Source organism: Micromonospora cabrerizensis, assembly GCF_022230955.1.
Classification (GTDB): Bacteria; Actinomycetota; Actinomycetes; order Mycobacteriales; family Micromonosporaceae; genus Micromonospora; species Micromonospora cabrerizensis.
Window position 1 is genome coordinate 1 of record NZ_JAKKFI010000077.1, and the last position, 26,185, is coordinate 26,185.

Sequence of the window (26,185 nt, forward strand, 5' to 3'; positions counted from 1 at the left end):
CGCGCAGGTCGCGGCCGCGCAGGCCGACGACGCCCGGCAGGAGGCCGCGGAACTCGCGGCGCGGCTGCGCGCGGAGCTGGCCGCCACCGCCGCGCAGCGGGACACGCTGACCGCCGAGCTGACCGCGGCCCGGCAGGCCACGGCGACCGCCGAGGGTCGCCTCACCGCCCTGACGGTACGACTCGACGCCGCCGAAGCCGACCGGGACCTGGCCCAGCGGCGGGTGGCGCAGCTCGGCGACCAGGTCAGCGACCTGGCGTTGGCGCTGGCACGCCTCGGCGCGGCCACTCCCGACGACGCCACCCGATGATCGGCGCGCAACCTTCGCTACGCTTCGGCGGTTAACATCCCCGGTGGCAGCGGACGCACAGCCCGTTGCGACCCGCCTGGTGATCACCTCACCGGGTGATCGTCCCGGCCGGCTACCCTTGGTCCCGGCCCACCCGTGGACGCCTCACGCCTTCGGGCGGGAATGGCTCGACGGGCACACACCGTTACACCCAGAAGACCAGCACCACGAACGAGGGGAAGTCGATCATGGGCGAGCGTATGCTGCGCGGAAGCCGCCTTGGCGCGGTGAGCTACGAATCCGACCGCAACACGGAGCTCGCGCCGCGTCAGACCCGCGAGTACCTGTGCGCCAAGGGCCACCAGTTCGAGGTGCCGTTCGCCGTCGACGCCGAGGTCCCGATGACCTGGGAATGCAAGTTCGACGGCAGCGTCGCCCGACTCGTCGACGGCAACGAGCCGGAGCAGAAGAAGGCCAAGCCCCCGCGTACCCACTGGGACATGCTTCTGGAGCGGCGCTCGATCGCCGAGCTGGAGGACATCCTGGAGGAGCGTCTGCAGGAGGTTCGGACCCGCCGCGGCCGCGCCTGAGCCGCACGACGAACGACGACGGCGCCCCCGGGTTCTCCCGGGGGCGCCGTCGTTGCTCTGTACCTGGTCTGACTGGCGACCGGGGCGCCTGGTCTCAGTGGCGACCGGGCTCGACGATCTCGCCCTCGATGGCCCGCCCGCCGTCGACCACCACCGGTTGCTCCGGTTGCGGCGTCGCCTGCGGGGTCGGTTGTGGCGCACCCTGGCGCACCCGCACCGTACGCGGCCCGAACAGGTCACCGGCGACCATCGACGACACCCGCCGCTCGGTGGCACGGCGCACCCCGGCGCGGGCCAGTCGACGCACCGGCGGCACCAGCAGCAGCAACCCGATCAGGCCACTGACCAGGCCGGGCACCGCCAGCAGCAACGCCCCGGCCAACCCGACGAGCCCGTCGGTCACCTGCCCACCCGGTGGCTGTCCGGCCGCCGCGGCGGAGCGGAAACCACGCCAGGCGCGCATCCCCTCGCGGCGCAGCAGCACCAGCCCCAGCAGGGACGCGGCGAACACCAGCAGCACCGCCACCCCGAACCCCAGCGCCCGCCCCACACCGACGAACACCGCCAGCTCCAGCACCACCGCCAGCAACAGGGCCAACGGCACGAACCTCAGTCCTCGGCGCATCTCACCTCATCGCCATTCCCGCGGGCACCACGGACGTGTCCCGCTCATCCAGCATGACACGACAGCGCTCACGGCCACCGCGCCTGACCGGTGGCGGTGCCGTGCAGACCTCGGCGTACCGCCTGGCGTCGGTCCTGCACGCCCCACGCGGTGATCCGCCACAGCGCCTCGGCGACGATCTTCGGGCTCATCTTGCTGTCGCCGCGTTCCCGCTCGGCGAAGGTGATCGGCACCTCCACGATCCGCACCCCGGCCTGGTGCGCCAACCGGGACAGCTCCACCTGGAACGAGTAACCCTGGGAGGTCACCGACTCCAGGTCGATGGCGTCCAACGCGCTGACCCGGTACACCCGGTAGCCGCCGGTGGCGTCCGAGACGGGCATACCCAACGCGAGGCGCGCGTACATGTTGCCGCAGCGCGACAGCAGCAGCCGCCGCAGCGGCCAGTTGAGCACCCGCGCGCCGCTGGTCCACCGCGACCCGATCACCACGTCGGCGTCGCGGGCGGCGTCCAGCAGCGCCGGCAGGTCCTCCGGGGCGTGCGAGCCGTCGGCGTCCATCTCCACGACCGCCTGGTAGCCGCGCTCCCGCGCCCACCCGAACCCGGCCAGGTACGCCGCGCCGAGGCCCTGCTTGCCGTGGCGGTGCAGCACCTGCACGTGCGCGTCGCCGTCGGCGAGGGCGTCGGCGATCGCGCCGGTGCCGTCGGGGCTGTTGTCGTCGGCGATGAGGATCTGCACCGCCGGGGCGGCGCGCCGGACCCGGCCCACGATCGCGGCGATGTTGTCGGCCTCGTTGTAGGTGGGGATCACCACCAGCACCCGGCCCACACCGGGCACCTCGTCCGGGCGTCGGATCGTATCGGTCGCCTGGATCACGGTTCCTCCGCTCCCGCCGGCGTACCGGCTGTTGCTATCCGGACATGACCCGCTGCCGGCGGCGCAGCACCGCCGCGCCGACGAGGGCCGCCGCGGCCAGCGCGGCGAGCGCCACCTCCGGCCACCAGCCGAGGCGGGTGGCGAGGGTACGACCGTCGTCGAGCCGCACCTGCCGCACCACGACCTCCCGGGTGTTGAACCCGGTGGCATCGCTTACCCGCCCGTCGGGTGCGACGAACCCGGACACGCCGACCGTGGAGGCCATCAACGCCGGTCGGCCGTGCTCCACCGCCCGCAGCCGCACCATGGCCATCTGCTGGCGGGCCTCCGCCACGTCGAAGGTGGCGTTGTTGGTCTGCACCACCAGCAGTTGCGCGCCGCCGGTGACGGTGTCGCGGACCACCTCGTCGTAGGCGACCTCGAAGCAGATCACGTCACCGAGGACGGCCGGGCCGGCGCGTACCACGCCCGGGGTGCTTCCGGGCACGAAGTCGGCGCGGATGAGGTCGACCTGCTTGCTGACCATGCGGGCCACGTCGCGCAGCGGCACGTACTCCGCGAACGGCACGGGGTGGCGCTTGGTGTACAGCTGGTCGAGGTCCGCGCCGGTGCCGGGGCGCCACAGGATGCCCGCGTTGCGGACCTGCCCGACGCCGGGGCCGAGCAGCACCGCTCCGACGAGGATCGGCGCGCCGATGGCGTCGGCGGCCTGGGAGATCCGCGCGCCGGCGGTGGGGTTGCGCAGCGGGTCGATGTCGCTGGAGTTCTCCGGCCACACCACCAGGTCGGGTTGGCGTTGCTGCCCGGCGGAGACTCGCGCGGCCAGCTCGATGGTGGCGTCGACGTGGTTGTTGAGCACCGCCTGCCGTTGGGCGTTGAAGTCCAGGCCCAGGCGCGGCACGTTGCCCTGCACGATGGCCACGGTGACCGTGGCGCCCGACCCGGCGGTGGCGACCGGCACGAGCAGGCCTCCGGCGGTCAGCGCGACCGCCACGGCGGCCGGTACGGCCACGGGCGTCCACCGCCGTGCCCGCGTGACCCCCTGCGGGCCGCCAGCGTCCTGTGGGCTGTCAGCGTCCTGTGGCCTGTCGGCGTTCTGTGGGGCGGCGGCGTCCTGTGGAGTGTCGGCGGGTGCGGTGCGGGCGGCGGCCCAGCCGCGCCAGACGGCGGTGACCAGCAACCCGCCGACGAGCGCCACCGCGAAGGTCACCAGCGGCGCGCCGCCCAACGCGGCCAGGCGCAGCAGCGGTGACGTGTCCTGGCTGAACGCCAACCGCCCCCACGGGAACCCCCCGAACGGGGTGCGGTCACGCAGCGCCTCCTGCCCCACCCACAGCAGGCCGGTCAGCACCGGCCACGCCCAACGGACGCGGTCGGCCAGCGGCGACACCCAGGCGGTGGCCGCGCCCAGCAGCGCCAGGTAGGCGGCCTGCAGCAGAGACAGCAGCACCCACGGCAGGTAGCCGGTGTGCAGGTTCGTCCAGGCCAACAGGGGGGCGAACAGCGCCACCCCGGTGAGGAGGCCCAGGCCGGCGCCGGCACGCAACCGCCGCCGGTGCGCGGCGGCGGCCAGCAACGCCACCCCGACCGGGGCCAGCGGCCACACCCCGTACGGGGGGAACGCCACCAGCAGGGCCAACCCGGCGGCCACGGCCAGGGGCACGGCGACGCGCAGCGGCAGCGCCCGACCGGTCACGACCGGCTGACTCGGCGCCGCCGGGCTGTGCGTGTCGTCCCGGTCCAGAATCGTCACCGCTTCACCTCGATCACGGGGCGAAGGCTACCTGGCCGGCGGCCGGAGCGACCGCATCGGGCCGCCGGGCACGAACCGCCCGACGGACATGAAATCGGGGCGCGGCTCACGCCGCGCCCCGATGCTCCCAGGCCCTTCCCGGCCGGTGTGGCGAGGATGGGGTACGACGACCTTCGGACCGACCGGACGCGGACTGGCTGCCCCCGCCGGGCCGTTGTCTACTGGCCGTGCACCTCACCCTGCCCGTACACCGGTAACCGCGGCCGGTTCGCGCCGCCCCGCCGACCCCCGCCCGCTGGACCTGGCCGCCGCGACGATGACGCTCAAAAATGTCGCTCGGCCAGCGGACGAAGGGACGAAGCGAACAACAGCCGCTTCCCGTGGTAGGACTCAAAGACGGTACGTGCCGACCCCCGTCGGTTGTCAACCCACCCCCGGCCTGTCGTGTGTTGCGCCACGGCGTGTCGGGTCGGCGAGTCTCAATGCGTCCGCAGATGGTGACGCAGCAGCGCCCCCGCCGCGACCCGATGGTCCTCGGCCAGCAACCCCCCGGCGGCCAGCACGTAGTCGGCGTCGACCACGGCGGCGGCAGCCCGGGGCAGCGCCCACCCGCCCGCATGGTCGGCCAGGACAGCCGCCAACACCTGCGCGGACGCCTGCGCCGGCGCGTGCCGCAGCACCCCACCGGAACCCACCATCAACCGCACGTCACGCAGGTCCCGCCCGGCCCGCTCGCCGGTGGCGGCACCGCGGGCGTGCCGCCGCAACGCCACCGTCGCCGCGAGGGTGGCGATCCGCCGGTCCACGGCCCGCTCGACGTCGTCGACGGCGAGGAACGCCGGATCGTCCGCCCGTCGGGCCGCCGCGGCGGTCAGGTCGTCGGCCTCGTCGGGGATGAGCAGCCGCTCCTCGACGGCGGCGCGCAGCACCCCCGGGGCGCTCCACCGCATACCCAGGTCGCCCTCCACGGTGCGGGCCCGCCAGAGGCTGCCGGCGACCTCCCGCGCGGGGCCGGTGGCCCGCTCGTCGGGGGTGAGCACCGAGTACACGTCGGTGGTGGCCCCACCCACGTCGACCACCGCCAGGTCACCGCCGATGGTATCGGCCAGCACCTCCACACCGGTGAGCACCGCGTCCGGGGTGGCCGCGCGCACCAACCGCGCGAACCGGGTGCCCCTGGACAGTCGTTTACCCCCGATGACGTGACGCAGGAACACCGCGCGGATCGCCGCCCGCGCCGACGCCGGGGCGAGCACCCCAATGCGCGGCAGGACGTTCTCCGCGCCCGTCACCGGCACCCCGGCGGCCTCCAGCAACCCGGTCAGCTGCGCGCGGACGTCGGCGTTGCCCGCGTACACCACCGGCACCCGCCACCGGGCGCGGGCCAGCCGCGTCGCGTTGTGGGTGATCGTGTCGGCGTCACCGCCGTCGGTGCCGCCGACCAGCAGCACCACGTCCGGTCGGGCCGAACGCATCGCCGTGAGGTCCGCCGCGCCGAGCCGACCGGCGGCCACGTGCACCACGTGCGCCCCGGCGGACAACCCGACCCGCCGACCCGCCTGCGCGGTGACCAGCGGCTCGTAGCCGACCACGGCCAGCCGCAGCCCACCGCCGGCCGACGAGCACACGTACCACGGGGCGTCGCGCACCCCGAGCCCGGCGGTGGCCGCCGCGACCGCCGCGTCCAGGCCGTGCAGCACGTCCGTGCCCACCGTGGTCGGCGCCGCCGCCGCGCCGACGAGCACACCGGCGGCAAGGTCCACCACCGCGACCTTGGTGTACGTGGAGCCGACGTCCGCGCAGACCGCCAGGGTCACGAGCCGGCGGGAACGACCACGGTGCCGGTCGCGGTGACCGCCACGATCGGCGGGTCCAGGACGTCGGCGGCGGACTCGGAGCGCTCCGGGCGGCCCCGGCACACCACCGCGCACTCCAGGTCCAGGGTGCGGCTGCGGGTGCCCACCCGCGACACCCGGGCGGTCACCTCGACCACGTCGCCGGCGCGCACGGGCGCGAGGAACCGCACGTCGGCGTACCCGGCGAACAGGCCCTCGTCGCCGTCGGTGCGGATGCACACCTCCGTGGCGACGTCGCCGAACAACGCGAGGGCGTACGCCCCGTCGACGAGGTTGCCGGCGTAGTGGGCGTGCGAGTACGGCACGTAGCGCCGGTGCGTCACGGTCAACCCGAGCCTTGCGTCGGTCATGCCATCGCCTTCCGTTGCGTGATCAGGGCGTGCACGAGGTAGCTGGCCACCTCGCCGGGGGTGGTGCCGCGACCGAAGATGCGGTCCACGCCCAACTCGTCGGTCATCGTCTCGTCGAAGCGGGGCCCGCCGACGATCAGCAGCGGCCGCCTACCGGCGGGCATCGCCTCCCGGAACGCGGCGGACATCTCCCGGGTGTTGTGCAGGTGCGCGTCGCGTTGCGTGACCACCTGCGACACGAGCACCGCGTCGGCCTTCTCCGCCCGGGCGGTCTCCACCAACTCCGGCACGCTGACCTGCGCGCCCATGTTGGTGACCTTCAACTCCCGGTAGTACTCCAGGCCCTTCTCCCCCGCGATTCCCTTGACGTTGAGGATCGCGTCGATGCCCACGGTGTGCGCGTCGGTGCCGATGCACGCCCCGACCACGGACAACTTACGCCGCAGCCGCTGTTTGATCACCGTGTTGACGTCCTTCGCCGACAGCAGCGCGAAGTCGCGTTCCACCACCTGCACCGCGTTGAGGTCGACCAGGTGGTTGACCCGCCCGTAGACCACGAAGAAGGTGAACCCGTCACCCATCGGCTTGGCGTGCACGACCATCGCCGGGTCGATGCCCATCTTGTTGGCCAGCTGCACCGCCGCGCCCTCGGCGCGCTTGTCGTGGCTCACCGGCAGGGTGAACGACACCTGCACCATCCCGTCGCCGGTGGTGTCCCCGTACGGCCGCACGATCTTCTTCGCGGCGTCGGTGGCGCTCATGCCGCGTCCCCTTCCAGGATGTCGGTGGCCGGGTTGCAGTAGTCCGCCTCGTGCGCGGCGACCCCGGCGAGGCCCTTGCCCCGGTCCGCGGGCCGCTTCATGATCCCGAACGTGCCCTCGGCGATCGCGGTGAGCAACGTCTGCTCGCCGATGCGCCCCAGCAGGTCCAGTGCCTCACCGAGAACCTGGTTGGCGCGTCGGCGGATGAACCCGTCCGGCGCCGGCACGAAGTCCTCGTGCAGCCCACCGGCGGCGCCCAGCACGTATCGCACGTTCTGCAACGCGATGTCCCGGTCGGACAACCACGGCGTGACCACCGCCTCGGTCATCATCCCCACCAGCAGGATGCCCTGACCGGTCAGCGCGCCCGCCAGGTTGAAGAACCCGTCGAGCAGGTTGCCCCGGAACACGTCCCCGGTCATGTGCTTCGTCGGCGGCATCCACTTCAGCGGCGCGTCGGGGAACAACTCCCGGGCCAGCAGGGCGTGCGCCAGCTCCAACCGGAACGACTCCGGCACCTCCGGGTTGATCTCGAACGCGTGCCCCAGCCCCAACTGCCAGTCCGCCAGTCCCGCCTCGTGCGCGAAGAACTCGTTGAGCAGCTGCGACACCGTCACCGTGTGCGCCTCGTCCACCGCGTCGGCGGTGGTCAGGTAGTTGTCCTCACCGGTGTTGATGATGATCCCGGCGCGGGCGTGCACCTGCCGGGAGAACCGCTGGTCGACGAACGTGCGCACCGGGTTGATGTCGCGGAACAGGATCCCGTACATCGAGTCGTTGAGCATCATGTCGAGCCGTTCCAGGCCCGCCAGGGTCGCCATCTCCGGCATACACAACCCGGACGCGTAGTTGGTCAACCGCACGTAGCGGCCCACCTCCTTCGACGACTCGTCCAGGGCCGCGCGCATCAGCCGGAAGTTCTCCTGCGTGGCGTACGTGCCGGCGAACCCCTCCCGGGTCGCGCCCTCGGGCACGTAGTCCAGCAGCGACTGCCCGGTGGAGCGGATCACCGCGATCACGTCCGCGCCCGCCCGGGCGGCGGCCTGCGCCTGCGGGATGTCCTCGTAGATGTCCCCGGTGGCCACGATCAGGTAGATCCACGGCCGCTGCTTCGGGTCACCGTGGCGCTTGATGAGCCGGTCCCGCTCGGCGCGCCGCCGGTCGATACGCCGGACACCCGCGCCGACGGCCCTGCGCGCCGCCGTCCGGGCGGCCGTCGCGGCCCGACCGGTGGGCAGCGTGAACCGCACCGACCCGGCCGCGGCCTTCTGCGCCAGCAACGTCACGTCGGTGATGCCCTCACGGGCCAGGGCGTCGAACACCGGCACCGCGACCCCGTGACCCAACCCGACGTCCGCGGCGACAGCGTCGACGAGCCGGTTCACCCACGGAATGCCGTCCGGGTCGGCGCCGGCCACCCCGGCCAGCCGCAGCACCGCCCGCTCCACCGACACGGTGGTGTGGCTGCGCGCCAGGTCCACCACCGGCTGCCCGGCGCGGCGCGCCAACTCCCGCGCCCGCGCCACCAACACCGGGTCAAGATCAAGCTTGCCGGTCACGCCGTCGCCCCCGCCACATCCGTCAACCGCTCACTCACGTCACCGCTTCGCGTCGGCGCGAGCGCCCCGCTGCTGTGCCTACCGGTTCGCTCGCTCTGCTCGCTCACGACGACCCTTCCTCGTAGATGACCTCACCGCGCAGCACCAGCCGCCGGCACACCGGCAACGGCGTCGGGTCGCCCGGACCCCGCTGCTCCGGGTCCTCGGCGAGCAGCACCGGCAGGCCCCGCTCCACCCCCGCCGGCGTCGACCACACCGCGAACGTCGCCGGCGCACCCAACGCGAGGACCCCCTCGACGTCCAGGTGCACCGCCCGCCACCCACCACGGGTGTGCGCGGCGAACGCCGAACGCACACTCATCCGCTGCGCCGGGTTGTGGTGCGCCGCCGCCGCCCGCACCGACCCCCACGGGTCCAGCGGCGTCACCGGCGAGTCCGACCCGAACGCCAACGCCACACCCACCGAGTGCATCGCACCCATCGGGTTGGACTCCAACGACCGGTCCAGACCCAGCCGCGCCTCGTACATCCGGCCCGCGCCACCCCACAGCCGGTCGAACGCCGGCTGCATGCTCGCCACCACCCCGTACTCCACGAACCGCGCGATCAACCGCTTGTTCATGATCTCGGCGTGCTCGATGCGGTGCCGGGCCGCCCGCAGCCGCTCCACGCCCAACGTCGCCGCCGCCGCCGCGAAACCGTCCAGGACGGTGCCGATCGCCGCGTCACCGATCGCGTGGAAGCCACCCTGCATACCGTGCGCCGCGCAGTCCAGCAGGTGATCACGCACCTGCTCGGCCGTCAGGTACCCGTGCCCGCAGTCGTCACCGTCGCCGTAGGGCTGCGACACGTGCGCCGTACGTGAACCCAACGCCCCGTCGGCGAACAGGTCACCTCCGGCGCCCACCGCACCCAGCTCCCGGGCCCGTGCGGCGCCACCCAGCTCACCCCAGTACCCGTACACCTCCGGCAACCCCGCACCGGAGATGCCCAGCAACCCGGTGAAGTCCTCCTCGTCGGAGATGTCCGGCCCGCCGCACTCGTGCACCGCCGCGATCCCCAGCGACGCCGCGTGCCCGAGAGCGACCCGCTGCGCGGCGACCCGCTGCGCCCGACTCACCGACGCCTGCGCCGCCGCCCGCACCACGTGGTGCGCGTCGCGCCGCAACCACCCCGACGCGTCGTACCCGGGCGCGCTGGTCACCTGCGGGCACGCCGCCAGCAACGCCGACGACACCAACGCCGAGTGCAGCGACGCCTGCGACACGTACACCCGCCGGCCCCCGGCCGCCCGGTCCAACGCCGCCGCGTCCGGCAACGTCGGATCCGACCAACCCGACTCGTCCCAACCGTGGCCCAACAGCACCGCGTCCGCCGGCAGGCCCGCCGCGAACCCGGCCACCGCGTCGAGCAGCTGCGCCGCCGAGCGCACCCCGGACAACTCCAGCCCGGCCAACGCCAACCCCGTGTCCGTGGCGTGCACGTGCGCGTCGACGAACGCCGGCGTCACCAACGCCCCATCCAGGTCCACCACCCGGTCGGCCGGCGGCGCGTCACCGTCGGTCCCCAACCAGGCGATCCGCCCACCGGACACCAGCAGCGCGGTGGCGCTCGGGTCGGCGGGGCAGTGCAGCACGCCGCCGCGGTACAACGTCGAGGGGTTCGTCATGACCTCAGTCTGCCGCGACCCGCGCCGTGAACAGCTGACGCACCCCCGGCTCGGACCGCAGCAACCCCAACGCCAGCTCGGCGTGCCCCGGCACGTACCCGTTGCCCACCAGCATCGTCACGTCCGCCGCCAGCCCCTCGGCGCCCAACGCCGCCGCGGAGAAGCTCGTCGCCATCGAGAAGAAGATCACCGTGCCGCCGTCCGCGGTGGCCAGCACCGCGCCGTGCTCACAGCCGGGCACGTCGACGCACACCACCGTGACGTCCGCCGGCGCCCCCAGGGCGGTGGTCACCGCCGTGGACAACCCCACCGGGTCCCGCGCGTCGGCCAACGCCACCACCGAGGCCAGGCCTGCGGCCGTCAGCGCGTCGCGCTCCGCCGCTACCGGCACCACCCCGACGGTACGCGCGGCGCCCACCCGCCTCGCCGCCGCGAGGGACAGCGACCCGCTCTTGCCCGCCCCACCGATCACCGCGACCCGCACCGGCGTCGGGTCGCCGACGCGACGACGGTCCTCCACGTAGCGCGACACCACCCGCGCGGTCAGCGCGGGCGCCCCGCACACGTCCAGCACCGCCAGGGACAACTGCGGGTCCTCGTCGTCGGGCAGCACCGCGGCGATGGACCGGGCGAACAGGATCGCCCACCCGTCACAGGGCACCTGCTCGCTGCGCCCGTCCCACCGGGCCAACCCGTCGGTCACCACCAGCGGGGTCAACGTCAACGACACCAGGGTCGCGACCCGCTCGCCCGCCCGCAGCCCCAGCGGGGAACGCCGCCCCGCCTCCTCGACCGTGCCGATCAGCATGCCGCCGGACCCGGTCACCGGGTTCTGCATCTTGCCCCGGGTCCTGATGATCTCCAGCACCTCGGCGCGGACCGCGTCGCCGTCGCCGCCGTGCTTCTCCGACAACTGCCGGAAGCTCGCCGCGTCCAGGTTGAGCCGCTGCACCCGGATCCGCACCTCATTCGGCGCGATCGCCGCCGACGCGTCCAGGCGCCAGGCCGCCTGCGGCAGCACCCCCGCCGGTTGCACGACGCGGTGCAGTCCCACCGGTGACGTCACGCCGACCTCCCCTGTCCAGCCGCTCGAAGCCCCGGTCAAGGCTCGCGTAACGGGAAAACTTACGGCAGACTAGTTTCTGTACCGAATATTTTCCAGTAGCCTTCGGGCCTTGATGATCAGCCGCAACACCGAGGAGGGGCCGTGACCCAGACCCAACCGGTTGAGAGCATCCCTCAACCCCGTCACGCCCCGGTCGCCGTACCGACCGCCGGGCAGCCCTACGAATACCACCGCCGCCCCCTGGTCGAACCCGACTGGACCCGGTTCCCCGGCTGGCGCCACGTCACCCGCGACCAGTGGGAATCCGCCCAGTGGCAGCGCGTCAACTGCGTCAAGAACACCAAGCAGCTGCGCGCCGTCTTCGGCGACCTCATCGACGACACCTTCTACGCCGACCTCGAAGCCGACCAGTCGGCCCTGGCCACCATGTCGATGCTGGTGCCACCACAAATGATCAACACGATGGTGCCGTTCGCGCCCCTCACCACCGAGGCGCTGCTGGCCGACCCCATCCGCCGCTACATGATCCCCGTCGCCTCCGACCGCCGCACCGACTGGCCGTCACACCCCTACGCCAGCCGCGACAGCCTCCACGAGCACGACATGTGGGTCGCCGAAGGCCTCACCCACCGCTACCCCACCAAGGTCCTCGCCGAGCTGCTCTCCACCTGCCCCCAGTACTGCGGGCACTGCACCCGGATGGACCTCGTCGGCAACTCCACCCCCGCCGTCGACAAACTCAAACTCACCCTCAAGCCCGTCGACCGCTACGACGCCCACATCGCGTACCTCAAGGCCCACCCCGGCGTCCGCGACGTCGTCGTCTCCGGCGGCGACGTCGCCAACGTCCCCTGGCGCAACCTCGAGTCGTACCTCATGCGCCTGCTGGAACTGGAAACCGTCCGCGACATTCGGCTCGCCACCAAGGCCCTCATGGGCCTCCCCCAGCACTGGCTGCAGCCCGACGTCGTCCAGGGCCTCGAACGCGTCGCCCGCACCGCCGCCCGCCGAGGCGTCAACCTCGCCATCCACACCCACGTCAACCACGCCCAGTCGCTCACCCCACTGGTCGCCAAGGCCGCCCAGACCGCCCTCGACGTCGGCGTCCGCGACGTCCGCAACCAGGGCGTGCTCATGCGCGGCGTCAACGCCACCACCCCCGAGCTGCTCGACCTCTGCTTCGCGCTCCAGGGCGAAGCCGGGATCCTGCCGTACTACTTCTACATGTGCGACATGATCCCCAACGCCGAACACTGGCGGGTCCCCGTCTGGCACGCCCAGCAGCTCCAGCACGACATCATGGGCTACCTGCCCGGCTACGCCACCCCGCGGATCGTCTGCGACGTGCCCTTCGTCGGCAAGCGCTGGGTGCACATGCTCACCGACTACGACCGCGAACGCGGCATCTCCTACTGGACCAAGAACTACCGCACCTCCATCGAGTCCGCCGACCTGGAGGCGCTCAACAAGCGCTACGCCTACTACGACCCGATCGACACCCTGCCCGCCGGCGGCCAGCAGTGGTGGAACGACCACCGCGACGACTGACAACCCATCACACGCGGATCCCGGCGAGGACGAGATCGGCGAGCCTGCCGATCACCTGCGCGCTCGTCCTCGCCGGCAACCGCCGCAGCGACGCGATGGCCAGCAGACCGGCCCGAACATCGTCCACGCCCACACCAGCACGCAGCACACCCGCGGCCCGTGCGCGGGCGACCAGCACGTTCAACGCCTGAGCGTGCTCCCGCCGTTCGGCACCAAAGGCGGCACCCACCTCCCCGGAACCCAACAGGGCCTCGTTGAGCGCCTGGTCGCGGACCTGCCGATCGGCGAACTCAAGGACCGTGCCGGACAGCGCCCGCCACGGGTCGGGATCATCGAGAGCACGACGCATCTGCACACCACAGGCCTCGACCCGCTCCGCGAGGACCGTCGTGACCAACTCCGCGCGGGTCGGGAAATGCCGGTACAGGGTCGCCACCCCGATCCCCGCCCGCCGGGCCACCTCCCGCATGGGCGCCTCGAGCCCCCCGACGGCGAACGTCTCCCGCGCCGCCGCCAGCACCCGCTCACGATTGGACCGGGCATCGGCGCGCTGCTTCTGAGGCAACGTCAACCCACCCCCTTCTCACTTGACCCCCATAACGGAACAGCTGCTCCGGTTCCGGCCTACGGTACGGCTACGACCACGTCACCGAGGCAGAGGAGCCGCTGATGTTCGCAGTGCAGTTCGACCGGTTCGGCGGTCCCGACGTACTTCACCTCACCACCACCGACGCCCCACGACCAGCAGCCGGCCAGATCCGGATCCGTGTCCAGGCCGCCGGCGTCTCCCCGGTCGACGTCGGACTCCGCGCCGGCCGCACACCGATGAGCGCGAAGCTGCCACTCCCGCACATCCCCGGCGTCGACGCCGCCGGAATCGTCGACGAGATCGGCGACGACGTCGACGGCGTCACCATCGGCGACCACGTCTTCGGCATCGTCGACCTGACACAACTCGGCGGAGCAACCGCACAGTTCGCGGTACTGCAGCTCTGGGCACGCAAGCCCCCGACCATGCCATGGGCCCAAGCCGGTGCGGCGGGCTCCAGCATCGAGACGGCCACCCGCGCCCTCGACCTACTGGACCCGCAACCCGGCACGACCCTCCTCGTCGACGGCGCCGCCGGCGGCGTCGGAAGCATCGCCATCCAACTCGCCGCAGCCCGCGGCATCCGGGTCATCGGCACCGCCCGCGCCGACAACCACGACTTCCTCCGCCAGCTCGGGGCCACACCCGTCACCTACGGGCCCGGCCTCACAGACCGGCTCAACGCCCTGGACCTACCCCGGGTGGACCGCGCACTCGACGTCGCCGGCGCCGGCACCCTCACCGAACTGCTCCACCTCACCGGCAGCCCGACGGCGGTGGTGAGCCTGGCCGACTTCACCGCCCCCACGCACGGCGTCCGCCTGTCCATGGGCCAACTGGCCGGTGAGCCCGACGGCCGGCACGGCCTGAACGCCGCCGCCACACTGTTCACCGAAGGCCGGTTCACGGTACCGATCGAGGCAGCCTTCCCCATTCAGAAGGCGACCGACGCACACGAGACGGCCGAGCGCGGATCCCGCCGCGGCAAGATCGTCATGACCGTCGACGACGCGCAAGGAATCTGACCAACCTCGGCCCGACCACGCGCGCCGGTCAGTCGGCGGCCAACACCTCGGACAACGGCGCCGGCACCAGCCCCCGCTCGCGTAACCCGGCCAGGATGTGCGGCAACGCCTCATCGGTCATCGCGGCGTTCGCCTCGGTCACATGCATGATCACCACCGACCCCGGGCGGACGTGGTCCAGCACGGCCCGCACCAGCGGCTTCCACGCGGTCGCGAAGGGATCACCGCTGACCACGTCCCCGTCGACGACCGTCACGCCCAGCGGCGCCAGGGCGTCCAGCGTCGCCGCGTCGTGGCAGAGCCCCGGAAAGCGGAAGTACCGGGTCTGCCGACCCCCGTACGGCTTGATCACCTCGAACGTCTTCGCCACGTCGCCGCGCAACTCGGTCACCGGTTGCGAGGGCAGGTCGTAGCAGTCGCTGGTGAACGCCGCGTGCCCATAGGTGTGGTTGGCCAACTCGAAGCGCGGATTGTCGGCGATCCGCCGGGTGACGTCCGGGTACCGCTGCACCCACTTGCCGGTCAGGAAGAACGTGGCCGGGACCTCGTCGCGCTCCAGCAGGTCGAGGATGCGCAGGTTGGCGTACGACTTGACCCGACCGGCACGCAGACTGGCCAGCATCCCGTCGGTCATGTCCGCGTCGAAGGTCAACGCGACCTTGTTACCGGTCCGCGGCCCGTGGTCCACCACCGGCGCCCTGGTCCCGGTCGTCGTCGCGCCCGGCACCGAGGCAACCGCCGGCGGCGACGGGACACCGACGGACGGCGCGACGGAAGGCGTGGATCGGCTCGACGAGGCGGACGAGCCGACGAAGACCGGCTGGTCCGAGGGCGGCACCCGGGACGCTTCACACCCGGCACTGCCGAGGATGGCCGCCACAACCAGTACGCCAAGAAACGGGCGAAGCCCAGCTCGGATCACGCCGCAGATCATCGCAGACGCGAATGCGTTTCACTGTCCCGTGCGTGCTGTCCTAAGGGGCTCGTGGGCGCGTGTCCCAGGCTCGCCCCAGCGGTGCCGTTCCGGTCAGCGACATACCTCAGAGGCATAAATATGACTCCGAGGTATATCGCTGACCGGGGAAACACCGCCCGCCCGTGAGGTCACCGACCGCCCACAGCCACTGCGCGGGTCAGGCGGAACCTCCGCGCGGGGCGTACATGATGACCGCGACGCCGAGCAGGCAGAACGCCGCGCCCGTCAGGTCCCACCGGTCCGGGCGGAAGCCGTCCACCACCATCGCCCAGGCCAACGAACCGGCCACGAACACCCCGCCGTACGCGGCCAGGATCCGGCCGAAGTTCGCATCCGGCTGGAACGTCGCCACGAACCCGTAACAGCCCAGCGCGACCACCCCGGCGGCGATCCACCACAGCCCGCGATGCTCCCGCCAGCCCTGCCAGATCAGCCAGGCGCCACCAATCTCGGCCAGCGCGGCCAGCGCGAACAACACCAGCGAGCGGAGCACTGTCACCCGACGAGACTAGCCGTCACACACGCAGCGGGTCCCCGGGCGACGGTGCGCCCGGGGACCCGTGAACCGCTCAGGTCACTTGGTGAAGGAGTCCTTCACGTTGCGACCGGCGTCCTTGACGTTCTGACCGGCCTGCTTGGCGCGCGCGTCGCTCTGCTGGCTGGCGCCCTCGCCACGCATCCGCTCGTTGTCGGTCATGTCGCCCACGCGCTCCCGCGCGGCGCCGGCCATCTGTTCGGCCTTGTTCTTTGCCTTCTCGGCGAAGCTCATCGCGCCTCCTCGGTCTGGCGATTGTCCTCGCACGCTTGCCCGCTCTCCCGGTGCCGAAACCGGCGGTGCCGGTCGGCACACCGCGTAAGGCATCCTAGGAAGATAGGTTGAGGGTGGGTCGCATGCCGTGCCCCCGCCACGATGGTTAACTGGCCGCATGGGAGAGCTCCTGCTGATCCGGCACGGCGAAACCACCTGGAGCGCCAGCCTGCGGCACACCTCGTACACCGACCTGGAGCTGACCCCCGACGGCGAGCGACAGGCGCGCACCCTCGCCGCGTTCCTGGCCGGCCGGCGGTTCGTGACCGTGCTGGCCAGCCCCCGCTCCCGGGCCCTGCGCACCGCGCAGCTGGCCGGCCTCACCGTCGACGCCGTCGACGAGGACCTCAGCGAGTGGAACTACGGCGAGTACGAGGGCCGCACCACCGTCGACATCCACGGCGACCAGCCGCACTGGAACATCTGGACCGACGGCTGCCCCGGCGGCGAGTCACCCGCGCAGGTGGGTGAACGTGTCGACCGGGTGCTGGCCCGCGTCACCCCGCTGCTCGACCGTGGCAGCGTCGCGCTGGTCGGTCACGCGCACAGCCTGCGGGTGCTCGGCGCCCGCTGGATCGGCCTGCCCCCGTCCGCCGGCGGACGGCTCCGCCTGGAGACCGCCACGGTCAGCGCGCTCGGCCACGAGCACGGCCGTCAGGTCATCCTGCGGTGGAACCAGCCGGCTCCTCCGGCGCCCGGGACCGCGACCGACTCGGCGCCGCGACACTGATCTTCGGCGGCCGGTTCTCGTACGGGGTGGACAGCACCACCGTCGTCCGGGTCGTGACGTTCGCCGAGGTGCGGATCTCCTGCAACACCCGCTCCAGGTCGGCCGGGCTGGCCACCCGCACCAGGAGCATGTAGAAGTCCTCCCCCGCCACCGAGTAGCAGGAGTCGATCTCGGGCAGGTGGGACAGCCGCTCCGGCGCGTCGTCCGGCTGCGACGGGTCGAACGGGCGGATCGCCACGAACGCGGTCAGCGGCAGGTCCAGCGCCTCGAACGAGACCCGGGCGGCGTACCCCTTGATCACCCCGCGCTGCTCCAGGCGGCGCACCCGCTGGTGCACCGCGGACACCGACAGCCCCACCTTCTCGGCCAGGTCGGTGTACGACAGACGGCCGTCGGCGGTCAGCGCGGCGACGATAGCGCGGTCGATCTCCTCCACGGCGTGCAACCTACCGGGAAAACCGCCCGACTGCGACGCAGTGCCCGACGCGGCCACGCGGGCGGTGGGCCACGGCGAACCACCGCAGCCCACCACCACGTGCCGTCCTCAGCTCTGGGCGAGGGCCCGCGAGATCACCAGGCGCTGGATCTGGTTGGTGCCCTCCACGATCTGCAACACCTTGGCCTCGCGCATGTACCGCTCCACCGGGTGGTCGGCCACGTAGCCCGCGCCGCCGAGCACCTGCACCGCGTCGGTGGTCACCCGCATCGCCATGTCGGTGGCGAAGAGCTTCGCCTTGGCCGCCTCGATCGAGTACGGGCGACCCGCGTCGCGCAACCGGGCCGCCGCGAGGGTCAGCGCGCGGGCGGCGGAGATCTGGGTCGCCGCGTCGGCCAGGAGGAAGCCGAGCCCCTGGAAGTCGATGATGGACCGACCGAACTGCTGCCGCTCCCGGGCGTAGGAGACCGCGTAGTCCAGGGCCGCCTGGGCCAGCCCGACCGCACACGCCGCGATGCCCAACCGGCCGGAGTCCAACGCGGACATGGCGATGGTGAAGCCCACGCCCTCGCCGCCGACCAACCGGTCCGCCGGCACCCGTGCCTCGTCGAAGGCGATCTGCGCCACCGGGGAGGCGCGCAGCCCCATCGTCCGCTCGGCCGCCTGCGGTGCGATGCCGGGAGTGCCCGCGTCGGCCAGCAGACAGGAGATCCCCTTCGGGCCGGGCCCTCCCGTGCGGCAGAAGACGTTGTAGAAGTCCGCCGACCACGCGTGGGTGATCCACGCCTTGGTGCCGGAGACCAGGTACGCGTCCCCGTCCCGAACCGCCCGGGTGCTCAGCGACGCCGCGTCGGAGCCGCCCTGCGGCTCGGAGAGGCAGTACGCGCCCAGCAACTCGCCACCGAGCATGTCCGGCAGGAGCTTGCGCTGCTCGTCGCTGCCGAACGCCGCCACCGGGTAGCAGGACAGGGTGTGCACGCTGACCGCCTCGGCGACCGCGAGCCAGCGGCTGGCCAGGATCTCCAGCACCTGCAGGTACACCTCGTACGGCTGGGCCGCGCCGCCGTACTCCTCGGGGTAGGGCAGGCCGAGCAGGCCGGCCCGGCCGAGGGTACGCAGCACCTCGCGGGGGAACTCGGCGCGCTCCTCGAAGGCGGCGGCCTTCGGCGCGAGCTCGCGGTCGGCGAGCTCGGTGGCGAGACCCAGCAGGTCGTGGGCCTCGTCGGTGGGAAGGATCCGGTCGACAGTCATAGCGCGATGAGCTCCGTGGGGGTGGTGTTGAGCCGTTGCACGCCGTCCGTGGTGCAGACGACGATGTCCTCGATACGGGCGCCGTGTCGGCCCGCCAGGTAGATGCCCGGTTCGATGGAGAACGCCATGCCGGCCTCCAGGGGCCGGTCGTTGCCAGTCACCAGGTAGGGCTCCTCGTGACCGTCCAGGCCGATGCCGTGCCCGGTGCGGTGCAGGAACGCGGGGCCGTATCCCGCGGCGGCGATCGGCTCCCGGGCTGCGGCGTCGGCCGCCGCGCCGGTGACCCCGGGCCGCACCGCCGCGACCGCGGCGCGCTGGGCGTCGCGCAGCACCGCGTAGTAGTCCAGGAAGTCTGCCGGCGCCGGCCCGCCCACCAGGTAGGTGCGGGTGCAGTCCGAGCGGTAGCCCGATGCCATGGTGCCGCCGATGTCGACCACCACCGGCTCACCGACGCCGATCGGCCGGTCCGAGGTGCCGTGGTGCGGGCTGGCCCCGTTGGGGCCGGCCGCCACGATGACGAAGTCGACGCTGACGTGCCCGGCGGCGCGGATCGCCGCGGCGATGTCCGCGGCGACCTCGGCCTCGGTGCGACCCGGGCGCAGCCACTCACCCATCCGCAGGTGCACCTCGTCGATGGCCGCGCCGGCCTCGGCCAGCGCCGCCACCTCCGCCGGGGACTTGCGGATCCGCAGCTCACGCAGCACCTCCTCGGCGAGCCGCTGCGTGGCGTCGGGAAGCGCCGCGCGCAGTGCGAGGACCTGCTCGGCCCACATCCGGTCGGCCAGCCCCACCGCCGCCGGCGGGCCGTCGAGGGCGGCGACCACCAGGGGGTACGGGTCGACGCCGTCGACGTGGTCGACGATGCGGACGCCGGTGGCCGGCGCGGGGGACGCCTCCGCCGCCGGGCGTTCCAGCCTCGGCACGATCAGGGTCGGTTCGCCCTCGGCGGGCAGCACCAGGCAGGTCAGCCGCTCCCCCGCGTGGGCGTCGTACCCGGTCAGGTACCGCAGGTCGGAGCCGGGGGTGAGCAGCAGGGCGTCCAGGCCGGCGGCGGCCGTGGCGCGCTGCGCGGCGATCAGCCGATCCGGCGGATACAGCTCGTCGATTCCCACCCCGTCAGCTTAACGGTCGTTTGGGCAAACCCCATATCGACACCGATCGTCGGAAAATCCATCGACGTTGATTGACGCGGACAGTTAACACTCTTTAAGATTTGGCTGCCTCGAGGCCCACCCGTCCCTGCGTCCCCCGCACCTCCCGCCCGCGACAACCCTGCGCGGGCGGGCGTCGTCCCCCGCCCACGGGAAGGCCCCCGATGTCCTCACCTCTGCGCCGCGCCCTCACCGCCGGCCTCCTCGCGCTGGCCACCGCCGGCGCCACCCTCGCCATCACCCCCACCGCCGCGCAGGCCGTGGTGCTGCCGAACAACTTCAAGAGCGTCGGCTACATGCCCTCCTGGGCCGGCAACGTCAACACCATCCAGTACAACAAGCTGACCCACATCAACTACGCGTTCGTGCTGCCCAACAACGACGGCAGCCTGCGCGCGGTGGAGAACCCGAGCAAGCTCTCCTCGCTGGTCTCGCTCGCGCACGGCAACAACGTCAAGGTGTCGATCGCGGTCGGCGGCTGGAACGACGGCAACGACTCGGCCTTCGAGGCCCTCGCCGCCAACTCCGGCAGCCGCACCAACTTCGTCAACAACCTGATCAACTTCGTCAACCAGTACAACCTCGACGGCGTCGACATGGACTGGGAATACCCCGACCCGGGCACCTCGGCCAACAACTACACGGCACTCATGACGCAGCTCGGCAGCGCCCTGCGCAGCCGCGGCAAGCTGCTCACCGCCGCCGTGGTCTCCGAGGGCGGCAGCGTGCAGGGCGTGCAGACGGCCGTCTTCAACCAGGTCGACTGGCTCAACATCATGGCGTACGACGGCGGCAGCCCGCACGCCAACTACGACTGGTCGATCAACAGCATCAACCTGTGGAAGGCCCGGGGCCTGCCGGCCAGCAAGGCCGTGCTCGGCATTCCGTTCTACAGCCGCCCCGGCTACTTCACCTACTCCGCTCTGGTCGCGCTGGACCCGGCCAACGCCAACCGGGACTGCACCACGGCCGGCGGCGCGCAGCAGTGCTACAACGGCATCCCGACGGTCAAGCGCAAGACGCAGTGGGCGCTGGCCAACGCCGGCGGCGTGATGAACTGGGAGCTGTCGCAGGACACCACCGGCTCGACCTCGCTGGTCAGCGCCATGTACGACACGATCATGGGCGGCACCACGCCGCCGCCGACCGGTCGTACCGGGCAGATCACCGGCATCGGTGGCAAGTGCGTCGACGTGGCCGCGGCCAGTAGCGCCAACGGCGCCGCCGTCCAGCTGTACGGCTGCAACGGCACCAACGCGCAGACCTGGACCGTGGCCAGCGACAGCACGCTGCGGGCCCTCGGCAAGTGCGCCGACATCACCAGCGCCTCCACCGCCAACGGCGCGAAGGTCCAGCTCTGGGACTGCAACGGCAGCGGCGCGCAGGTCTGGCAGTCGCAGTCCAACGGCACGCTGCGCAACCCGCAGTCGAACAAGTGCCTGGACGCCAGCGACAACAGCTCCGCCGACGGCACCCGGCTGCAGATCTGGGACTGCTTCGCCGGCGCCAACCAGCGCTGGACGCTCCCGGCCTGACGGTAAGGGGTAAGGGCCTCTTGTTGACGTAAATAATGTCAACAAGAGGCCCTTACCCTGCCCCGCGCTCGGTTCGCTGTCCCAGCTCGCCAATTACCTGTTCGTGGCGGGGCCAGTGTCCGGTCATGGTGGCCCTTGCAACAGACCCGGCGTCTCAGCCACCGGGCGGTTCGCACCGGCCAGCGCCAGGGACCCGGTTCGCTGATCGGCGCGGTCGTCGTCCTTGCCCGCTGGCGATTCCGGCAAGTCGCGGCGGGTGCGAAGGGGCGAGAGAAACACGGGCAGGAAGGCCACCGTCAGCACGGCACCACCTACCCAGAGCGTGGCGTGCGCGCTGGCCAACTCGCCGATCAGTCCGGCCACGGCGGCGCCGATCGCGAGTGCGCCGGTGAGCAGGAAGCGGAAGGTGGCGTTCATCCGGCCGAGGAGGAAGTCCGCTGTCATCCGCTGTCGCAGGCTGACGCCGAGTACGTTGTCCATGCCCGTCTTGAACAGGGCAAGCAGCCATCCGGTTCCGGCGAGCCACAACCAGGGGCCCCGGTCGATGAGCGGTACGAGCAGTCCGGCGGGCGCCAGGCACAGGCCGACGAGACCGAGCGCGCGGCCGTAGCCGAGCCGTCCGGCGATGGGGCGAGCGCAGCGGGATCCCAGCAGCAGGCCGGCCCCGCCCACCGCCCAGAACAGGCCCAGCGCGCCGGCCGAGAGGCCGAGTTCCCGGATGAACAGCACCGGAAGCATGGTGTTGATGATCTGCGAGCCGAGGTTGGACAGGGTTGCGGTGAGCGCCAGGGCCCGTAGCTCCGGGTTGTTGAAGACGTGCTGCAGCCCTTCGGCGATCTGTGTGCTCAGCCGGGTGGCCTGCCCCGTCACGGCCGACGCCGGGGTACGGCGAATGGCGGTGAGCCGAAGGGCCGAGGCCAGGTAGCCCACGGCCGCGCACGCCACCGCCACGGGCGCGCTGAGTAGCTGGACCAGCGCCCCGCCCGCGCCCCGCCCGGCTATGTTGCCGACCGCTATCAGGCTCACCACGGCGGCGTTCGCCTGGACCAGGCCGTCACGGCCGACGACTCGCGGCAGCACGCTCTGCGCGCCGACATCGCTGAAGACGGTGGCGCAGCCGTTCAACAGGACGACCAGATACAACTGCCAGAGCGTGAGGGCGTCCCACCACCAGGCCAGCGGGATGAGGGCGAACAGCGCGGCTCGGGCCAGGTCAGCGGTGATCAGTACGCGCCGGTGGCGCATCCGGTCCACCCAGGCCCCGGCGGGAAGACCGATGAGGAGGAAGGCGGCGGTGCTCAGGGTGGCGAGTGCCCCGACCTGGCCGGGACTGGCGTCCAGGGCAGACACGGCGATGAGCGGGACGGCGATGTATCCGACGTTGGTGCCGAGTTGGCTGAGGCTGGTCGCGGTGAACAGGGCGCGGAAGTCGGAGTTCCGCCACGGGGAGTTGGGTTGCATGATCCGTTCATCCGGTGGTGGGGTTCGCGGCACCGCCGTCATCCGGCAGTGACCTTGCTGGTGGGGGCGGTATGGGTGACGGGTGTCGCGGCAACCTTGCTGGACCGATGGCGGCGGCTGCTGTCGCCGGGTCATCGCGACACCGAGGAACACGACGACCATCCCCGCGATGACGCGCAGACCGACTTGCTCATCGAGCACGATCGCCCCCAGCGCCACCGAGACGACCGGCAGGAGGTACCCGACGGTGGCGGCGCTGGTCGCCCCCTCGTCCGCGATCAGCCGGTAACTGAGGTAGAAGGTGAATCCGGTGCTGAGGATGCCGAGAAGGGCGACCGCGATCACGGCCTTCGGATTGAATTCCGGCGGTGCCGTCCCGCCGGCTGGCAAGGCCAGCGCGCTCAGCGCGGTGGCGGCGAGAAGCTGGGCCGCGGCGAGGGCGATCGGGGCGGTGCCCCTCCCGGTGAGCTTTCGGGCCATGTAGGCGAAGGCGACGGCGTAGCTCGCCGCCGCGCCGAGTAGGGCGAGGGTGCCCCAGCTCAGCAGCCCGACCGCATGCCAGGGGGCGAAGATCAGCAAGGTACCGGCGAAGCCGAGCAGCAGCCCGCCCAGGCGGACCGGGCCGAGGCCGCGTTCCGCCCCGATCCCGATGCCTATCAGCAGAGACCACAGCGGCGTGGTCGCGTTCAGCACGCCGGCCAGCCCGGAGTCGACGGTCTGCTCGCCGAGGCTGAAGAGGAAGAACGGCAGGGCGTTGCCGAAGAAGGCGGCCACGACGAGGTGGCACCAGGTCGTCCGGTCCCGGGGCACTCGCTGGCGTGCGGACCAGGCCAGGCCCAGCAGGACCGCCGCGCCGAGCGCGGAGCGCGCGAAGGTGATCTGGAGCGGGGTCAGACCGTTGTTCAGGGCCAGCTTGATCCAGAGAAAGCCGGAGCCCCACAGCAGCGCGAGCACAGCCATCCGTCCCAACGCGCCACGTCCGCCACTGCTCACTTCTTGCCTCCCGGTCGAATCACCATGAACGCTGCCGGAGTGGACCCGACAGGACAAGTGAAAGGTTCTTCAGAGACCGTTAAGCTCAGCTACATGATTGACGTACGCCGCATGCAGGTCCTCCGCGCGGTGGTGGCCACGGGCTCGGTGACCGCAGCGGCGGCGGACCTCGGGTACACCCCGTCCGCGGTCAGCCAGCAGGTGGCGGCGCTCGAGAAGGAGGCCGGGATCGCGCTGTTGGAGCGCGTCGGCCGGGGCGTACGGCCGACGGCTGCCGGACGGCTGCTCACCGAACACGCGGCCATCATCGGCCAGCAACTGGCCGAGGCGGAGACGGCGCTGGCCGATCTGCGGGCCGGGCGTACCGGGCGGCTGGCGATCGGCTACTTCGCCACCGCGGGAGCCACCCTGATGGCGCCCGCGCTCGCCCGGCTCCGGCAGGCGTACCCGGGCGTCCGGGTCGACCTCAGAATGACCGATCCCGCGGATCCGCTGCCGGCGGTGACACAGGGCCGGATCGATCTGGCCATCGTGGTCAGATCCCCGGATCGGCCACCGGAGGGCGTCCACCTGGTCCACCTGCTCGACGACCCCTATCGCGCCGCCCTACCCAAGGGGCACCGGCTCGCCTCGAAGCGGGTCGTCGACCTGATCGATCTGGCTGATGAGCCGTGGGTCGGAAGCGAGTGCCCCGGCCCTTGCCTCGATGTCATCCTCGACGGCTGCGCCGCGGCCGGCTTCCAGCCGAACGTGGTGGCGCGGAGCGAGGATTACGCCACCGCGCAGGGCTTTGTCGCCGCGGGCCTGGGCGTCAGTCTGATTCCGGAGTTAGGGCTGACCAACCGGCACCCCGGCGTCGTGATGCGCAAGATCCGCAACCCGGAACCCGTCCGGGCGATCCAGGCGGCGGTGCGGCAGACATCGCTGGGCCAGCCGGCGCTCGACGGATTGCTCGCCGCACTGCGGCATGCGGCAACCGACTGAGAGGGCGAGGGCGCACCGGTCACCGCCGGTACGCCCGCCCGCGTGGGTCGGTGTGTCAGCTCGCGGGCCCCACGTTCATCACGTACTGCCCTCCCACGTTTCCGGGCGGCGAGAAGTTGGCGACGATGAAGGTCTCCCACCATTTCGTGCCCTGGCCGGCGACCCGCCCCACGCCCAGCTTCGTGGTGTTCTTCCAGACCAGCGCGGTGAAGTGCCCGATGGCCTTCGTGGGGTCGATGGGGTTGCCCGTGGCGAAGTCGTAGTTGCTGACCTCGCTGTACCAGGAGTTGACGGCAGCGGTCCCGGAGCCTGCCGTGGGGCCGGTCGAGGCGCCAGCCCACGACCCGTTCTCACCGGTGTCCGCTCGCAGGTCGTCGTGGGTGAGCTTGGTCCTCTCGGCCATGAAGGACGCCCGCGACTTCGAGTACGCCACGAGCTCCGGGTCGAGGGTGAGCAGCGACGATCCGTGCCGTGCCCGCAGTTCGTTGACCTTGCTCAGGACCTCTTGCAGGAACTCGTCGTTGGTTCGGTCCGCGAATCCATCTCGCATGATGTGACACCTCTTCTGAAGAACAACGGCGGAAGGTCTGCCCCTGGCGGACGACTCGGCCCCGGTCGGCTCGCACAGCGAGCCGGGTGGCCATCGACAGCTTTCCATCGAGCAACTCGACGGGGTCGTCACCAACGGTGACGGGTTAATGACAGAGGCGATAACACCGGCTCTCGCCCGTCAACCGCGGAGGCGACGCTGCAGCGAGCCGGACCACACCGACCCAGGTGATGGCCGGGGCACCCTGACCCGGAGGCAGCGTCAGCGACACCTTGTTTCAGCCCTGAACGACATCACCGGCGTGAGAGAGAATTTCCGATTCCCTGTCACAACGGCGATTTCACATCCGTGTCCGGGACAAACCCGCTCCCGCGCCGACGGAATCCTCGGCCCAGTCCGCACGGTCGTTCTCCGGCCCGGCGCGTCCCTGCGGCCTAGCCTGGATCGGGGTGCCCGCTCGGGCACCCCGACCGGGAGGACCGACGTGGCAGGCAACGAGGCGGACCGGGTGGCGACGCGCCGTCGCCGCCAACTGTGGGCGGGAGTCCTCGCGCTCGTCGGCCTGGCCCTGCTGATCGTCGGGCTCACCGTCGCCGACGGCGTCGCGGCCTGGGTCGAGGTGCTGGTGGCGATCCTGCTGCTGGTGACCAGTTACGTCGTGCAGCACCTGGCCCGGCGGGACACCGTCTACCGGCACGACGACCAGCGCTGACAGCACCGGTCGGCCGGGGGTGCCCCGGATCGTCGGACGG

25 protein-coding genes and 1 pseudogene are annotated in these 26,185 nt (G+C 71.9%); 8 read left to right on the forward strand and 18 right to left on the reverse strand.

Annotated elements, in window-relative coordinates; genetic code table 11:
- Both LADH09A_RS19125 and LADH09A_RS19130 read left to right on the forward strand, forming a co-directional pair.
- Positions 1-310 (forward strand): annotated as a pseudogene (locus tag LADH09A_RS19125) (hypothetical protein); the annotation flags it as partial.
- 227 nt (positions 311-537) lie between these two features.
- Positions 538-879, forward strand: a complete 342-nt coding sequence (locus tag LADH09A_RS19130; RefSeq protein ID WP_030489777.1) for an RNA polymerase-binding protein RbpA — start codon at positions 538-540, stop codon at positions 877-879.
- Positions 880-973: 94 nt separating this feature from the next.
- On the opposite strand, the gene LADH09A_RS19135 is transcribed toward LADH09A_RS19130, so the two are convergent.
- The 9 genes from LADH09A_RS19135 to kdd form a co-directional block, all read right to left on the reverse strand.
- A complete protein-coding gene (locus LADH09A_RS19135; protein WP_238646832.1) occupies positions 974-1,504 on the reverse strand; it encodes an FxsA family protein in 531 nt (176 codons plus the stop codon).
- A gap of 68 nt (positions 1,505-1,572) precedes the next feature.
- Positions 1,573-2,382, reverse strand: coding sequence for a polyprenol monophosphomannose synthase (locus LADH09A_RS19140; protein ID WP_238646833.1), 810 nt, complete (start codon positions 2,380-2,382; stop codon positions 1,573-1,575).
- Positions 2,383-2,416: 34 nt separating this feature from the next.
- Positions 2,417-4,135, reverse strand: coding sequence for an apolipoprotein N-acyltransferase (gene lnt, locus LADH09A_RS19145; protein ID WP_372492308.1), 1,719 nt, complete (start codon positions 4,133-4,135; stop codon positions 2,417-2,419).
- Positions 4,136-4,614: 479 nt separating this feature from the next.
- Entirely contained in the window at positions 4,615-5,952 is a 1,338-nt protein-coding gene (locus LADH09A_RS19150) for a glutamate mutase L (RefSeq protein WP_238646834.1), read from the reverse strand.
- Entirely contained in the window at positions 5,949-6,341 is a 393-nt protein-coding gene (gene kal / locus LADH09A_RS19155; protein ID WP_238646835.1) for a 3-aminobutyryl-CoA ammonia lyase, read from the reverse strand. The genes LADH09A_RS19150 and kal overlap by 4 nt, the downstream gene beginning before the upstream one ends.
- Entirely contained in the window at positions 6,338-7,102 is a 765-nt protein-coding gene (kamE, locus tag LADH09A_RS19160; RefSeq protein ID WP_238646836.1) for a lysine 5,6-aminomutase subunit beta, read from the reverse strand. Before kamE ends, kal begins: the two co-directional genes overlap by 4 nt.
- Positions 7,099-8,661, reverse strand: a complete 1,563-nt coding sequence (gene kamD / locus LADH09A_RS19165) for a lysine 5,6-aminomutase subunit alpha (protein WP_238646837.1) — start codon at positions 8,659-8,661, stop codon at positions 7,099-7,101. The genes kamE and kamD overlap by 4 nt, the downstream gene beginning before the upstream one ends.
- A 103-nt stretch (positions 8,662-8,764) precedes the next feature.
- Positions 8,765-10,330, reverse strand: a complete 1,566-nt coding sequence (locus LADH09A_RS19170) for an amidohydrolase (protein WP_238646838.1) — start codon at positions 10,328-10,330, stop codon at positions 8,765-8,767.
- Between the two features lie 4 nt (positions 10,331-10,334).
- Positions 10,335-11,396, reverse strand: coding sequence for an L-erythro-3,5-diaminohexanoate dehydrogenase (kdd, locus tag LADH09A_RS19175; RefSeq protein ID WP_504854035.1), 1,062 nt, complete (start codon positions 11,394-11,396; stop codon positions 10,335-10,337).
- Between the two features lie 141 nt (positions 11,397-11,537).
- Between kdd and LADH09A_RS19180 the strand changes: the two genes are divergently transcribed.
- On the forward strand, positions 11,538-12,944 hold the full coding sequence (locus LADH09A_RS19180; RefSeq protein ID WP_238646839.1) for a KamA family radical SAM protein: 1,407 nt from the start codon (positions 11,538-11,540) through the stop codon (positions 12,942-12,944).
- Between the two features lie 7 nt (positions 12,945-12,951).
- Here the strand turns inward: LADH09A_RS19180 and LADH09A_RS19185 are convergent, their stop codons facing one another.
- A complete protein-coding gene (locus tag LADH09A_RS19185; RefSeq protein WP_238646840.1) occupies positions 12,952-13,515 on the reverse strand; it encodes a TetR/AcrR family transcriptional regulator in 564 nt (187 codons plus the stop codon).
- Positions 13,516-13,613: 98 nt separating this feature from the next.
- Between LADH09A_RS19185 and LADH09A_RS19190 the strand changes: the two genes are divergently transcribed.
- Complete coding sequence (locus LADH09A_RS19190; RefSeq protein WP_238646841.1) at positions 13,614-14,558, forward strand: NADP-dependent oxidoreductase; 945 nt, start codon at positions 13,614-13,616, stop codon at positions 14,556-14,558.
- A gap of 28 nt (positions 14,559-14,586) precedes the next feature.
- Here LADH09A_RS19190 and LADH09A_RS19195 read toward each other — a convergent pair whose 3' ends face one another.
- The 3 genes from LADH09A_RS19195 to LADH09A_RS19205 all read right to left on the reverse strand — a co-directional run bounded on the left by LADH09A_RS19195 (position 14,587) and on the right by LADH09A_RS19205 (position 16,303).
- Positions 14,587-15,396 carry a polysaccharide deacetylase family protein gene (locus LADH09A_RS19195; RefSeq protein ID WP_238646842.1) on the reverse strand — a complete coding sequence of 270 codons (810 nt, stop codon included), beginning with the start codon at positions 15,394-15,396 and terminating at the stop codon, positions 14,587-14,589.
- Positions 15,397-15,691: 295 nt separating this feature from the next.
- Positions 15,692-16,033, reverse strand: coding sequence for a YnfA family protein (locus LADH09A_RS19200; RefSeq protein WP_088948151.1), 342 nt, complete (start codon positions 16,031-16,033; stop codon positions 15,692-15,694).
- A 75-nt stretch (positions 16,034-16,108) separates the two neighbouring features.
- Positions 16,109-16,303 carry a CsbD family protein gene (locus LADH09A_RS19205; RefSeq protein WP_238646843.1) on the reverse strand — a complete coding sequence of 65 codons (195 nt, stop codon included), beginning with the start codon at positions 16,301-16,303 and terminating at the stop codon, positions 16,109-16,111.
- 157 nt (positions 16,304-16,460) lie between these two features.
- Between LADH09A_RS19205 and LADH09A_RS19210 the strand changes: the two genes are divergently transcribed.
- Positions 16,461-17,072: a histidine phosphatase family protein gene (locus LADH09A_RS19210; RefSeq protein ID WP_238646844.1), complete on the forward strand. Its 612-nt coding sequence runs from the start codon at positions 16,461-16,463 to the stop codon at positions 17,070-17,072.
- On the opposite strand, the gene LADH09A_RS19215 is transcribed toward LADH09A_RS19210, so the two are convergent.
- From LADH09A_RS19215 to LADH09A_RS19225, 3 genes are all read right to left on the reverse strand, one after another.
- Entirely contained in the window at positions 17,002-17,508 is a 507-nt protein-coding gene (locus tag LADH09A_RS19215) for an Lrp/AsnC family transcriptional regulator (RefSeq protein ID WP_238646845.1), read from the reverse strand. The two genes, LADH09A_RS19210 and LADH09A_RS19215, sit on opposite strands and share 71 nt — an antisense overlap.
- A gap of 108 nt (positions 17,509-17,616) precedes the next feature.
- Complete coding sequence (locus LADH09A_RS19220; protein WP_238646846.1) at positions 17,617-18,759, reverse strand: acyl-CoA dehydrogenase family protein; 1,143 nt, start codon at positions 18,757-18,759, stop codon at positions 17,617-17,619.
- Positions 18,756-19,871 (reverse strand): M24 family metallopeptidase, encoded by a 1,116-nt coding sequence (locus LADH09A_RS19225; protein WP_238646847.1) that lies wholly within the window; start codon positions 19,869-19,871, stop codon positions 18,756-18,758. Before LADH09A_RS19225 ends, LADH09A_RS19220 begins: the two co-directional genes overlap by 4 nt.
- Positions 19,872-20,074: 203 nt before the next feature.
- Between LADH09A_RS19225 and LADH09A_RS19230 the strand changes: the two genes are divergently transcribed.
- Positions 20,075-21,445: a glycosyl hydrolase family 18 protein gene (locus LADH09A_RS19230; protein ID WP_238646848.1), complete on the forward strand. Its 1,371-nt coding sequence runs from the start codon at positions 20,075-20,077 to the stop codon at positions 21,443-21,445.
- Between the two features lie 123 nt (positions 21,446-21,568).
- On the opposite strand, the gene LADH09A_RS19235 is transcribed toward LADH09A_RS19230, so the two are convergent.
- Positions 21,569-23,899, reverse strand: a complete 2,331-nt coding sequence (locus LADH09A_RS19235) for an MFS transporter (protein ID WP_238646849.1) — start codon at positions 23,897-23,899, stop codon at positions 21,569-21,571.
- Between the two features lie 39 nt (positions 23,900-23,938).
- Here LADH09A_RS19235 and LADH09A_RS19240 point away from each other — a divergent pair, with 39 nt between their 5' ends.
- Positions 23,939-24,883: a LysR family transcriptional regulator gene (locus LADH09A_RS19240; RefSeq protein ID WP_238646850.1), complete on the forward strand. Its 945-nt coding sequence runs from the start codon at positions 23,939-23,941 to the stop codon at positions 24,881-24,883.
- Between the two features lie 55 nt (positions 24,884-24,938).
- On the opposite strand, the gene LADH09A_RS19245 is transcribed toward LADH09A_RS19240, so the two are convergent.
- Entirely contained in the window at positions 24,939-25,433 is a 495-nt protein-coding gene (locus tag LADH09A_RS19245) for a CAP family protein (protein ID WP_238646851.1), read from the reverse strand.
- Between the two features lie 484 nt (positions 25,434-25,917).
- Between LADH09A_RS19245 and LADH09A_RS19250 the strand changes: the two genes are divergently transcribed.
- Positions 25,918-26,145 carry a hypothetical protein gene (locus tag LADH09A_RS19250; protein WP_238646852.1) on the forward strand — a complete coding sequence of 76 codons (228 nt, stop codon included), beginning with the start codon at positions 25,918-25,920 and terminating at the stop codon, positions 26,143-26,145.
- Positions 26,146-26,185 lie beyond the last annotated feature (40 nt).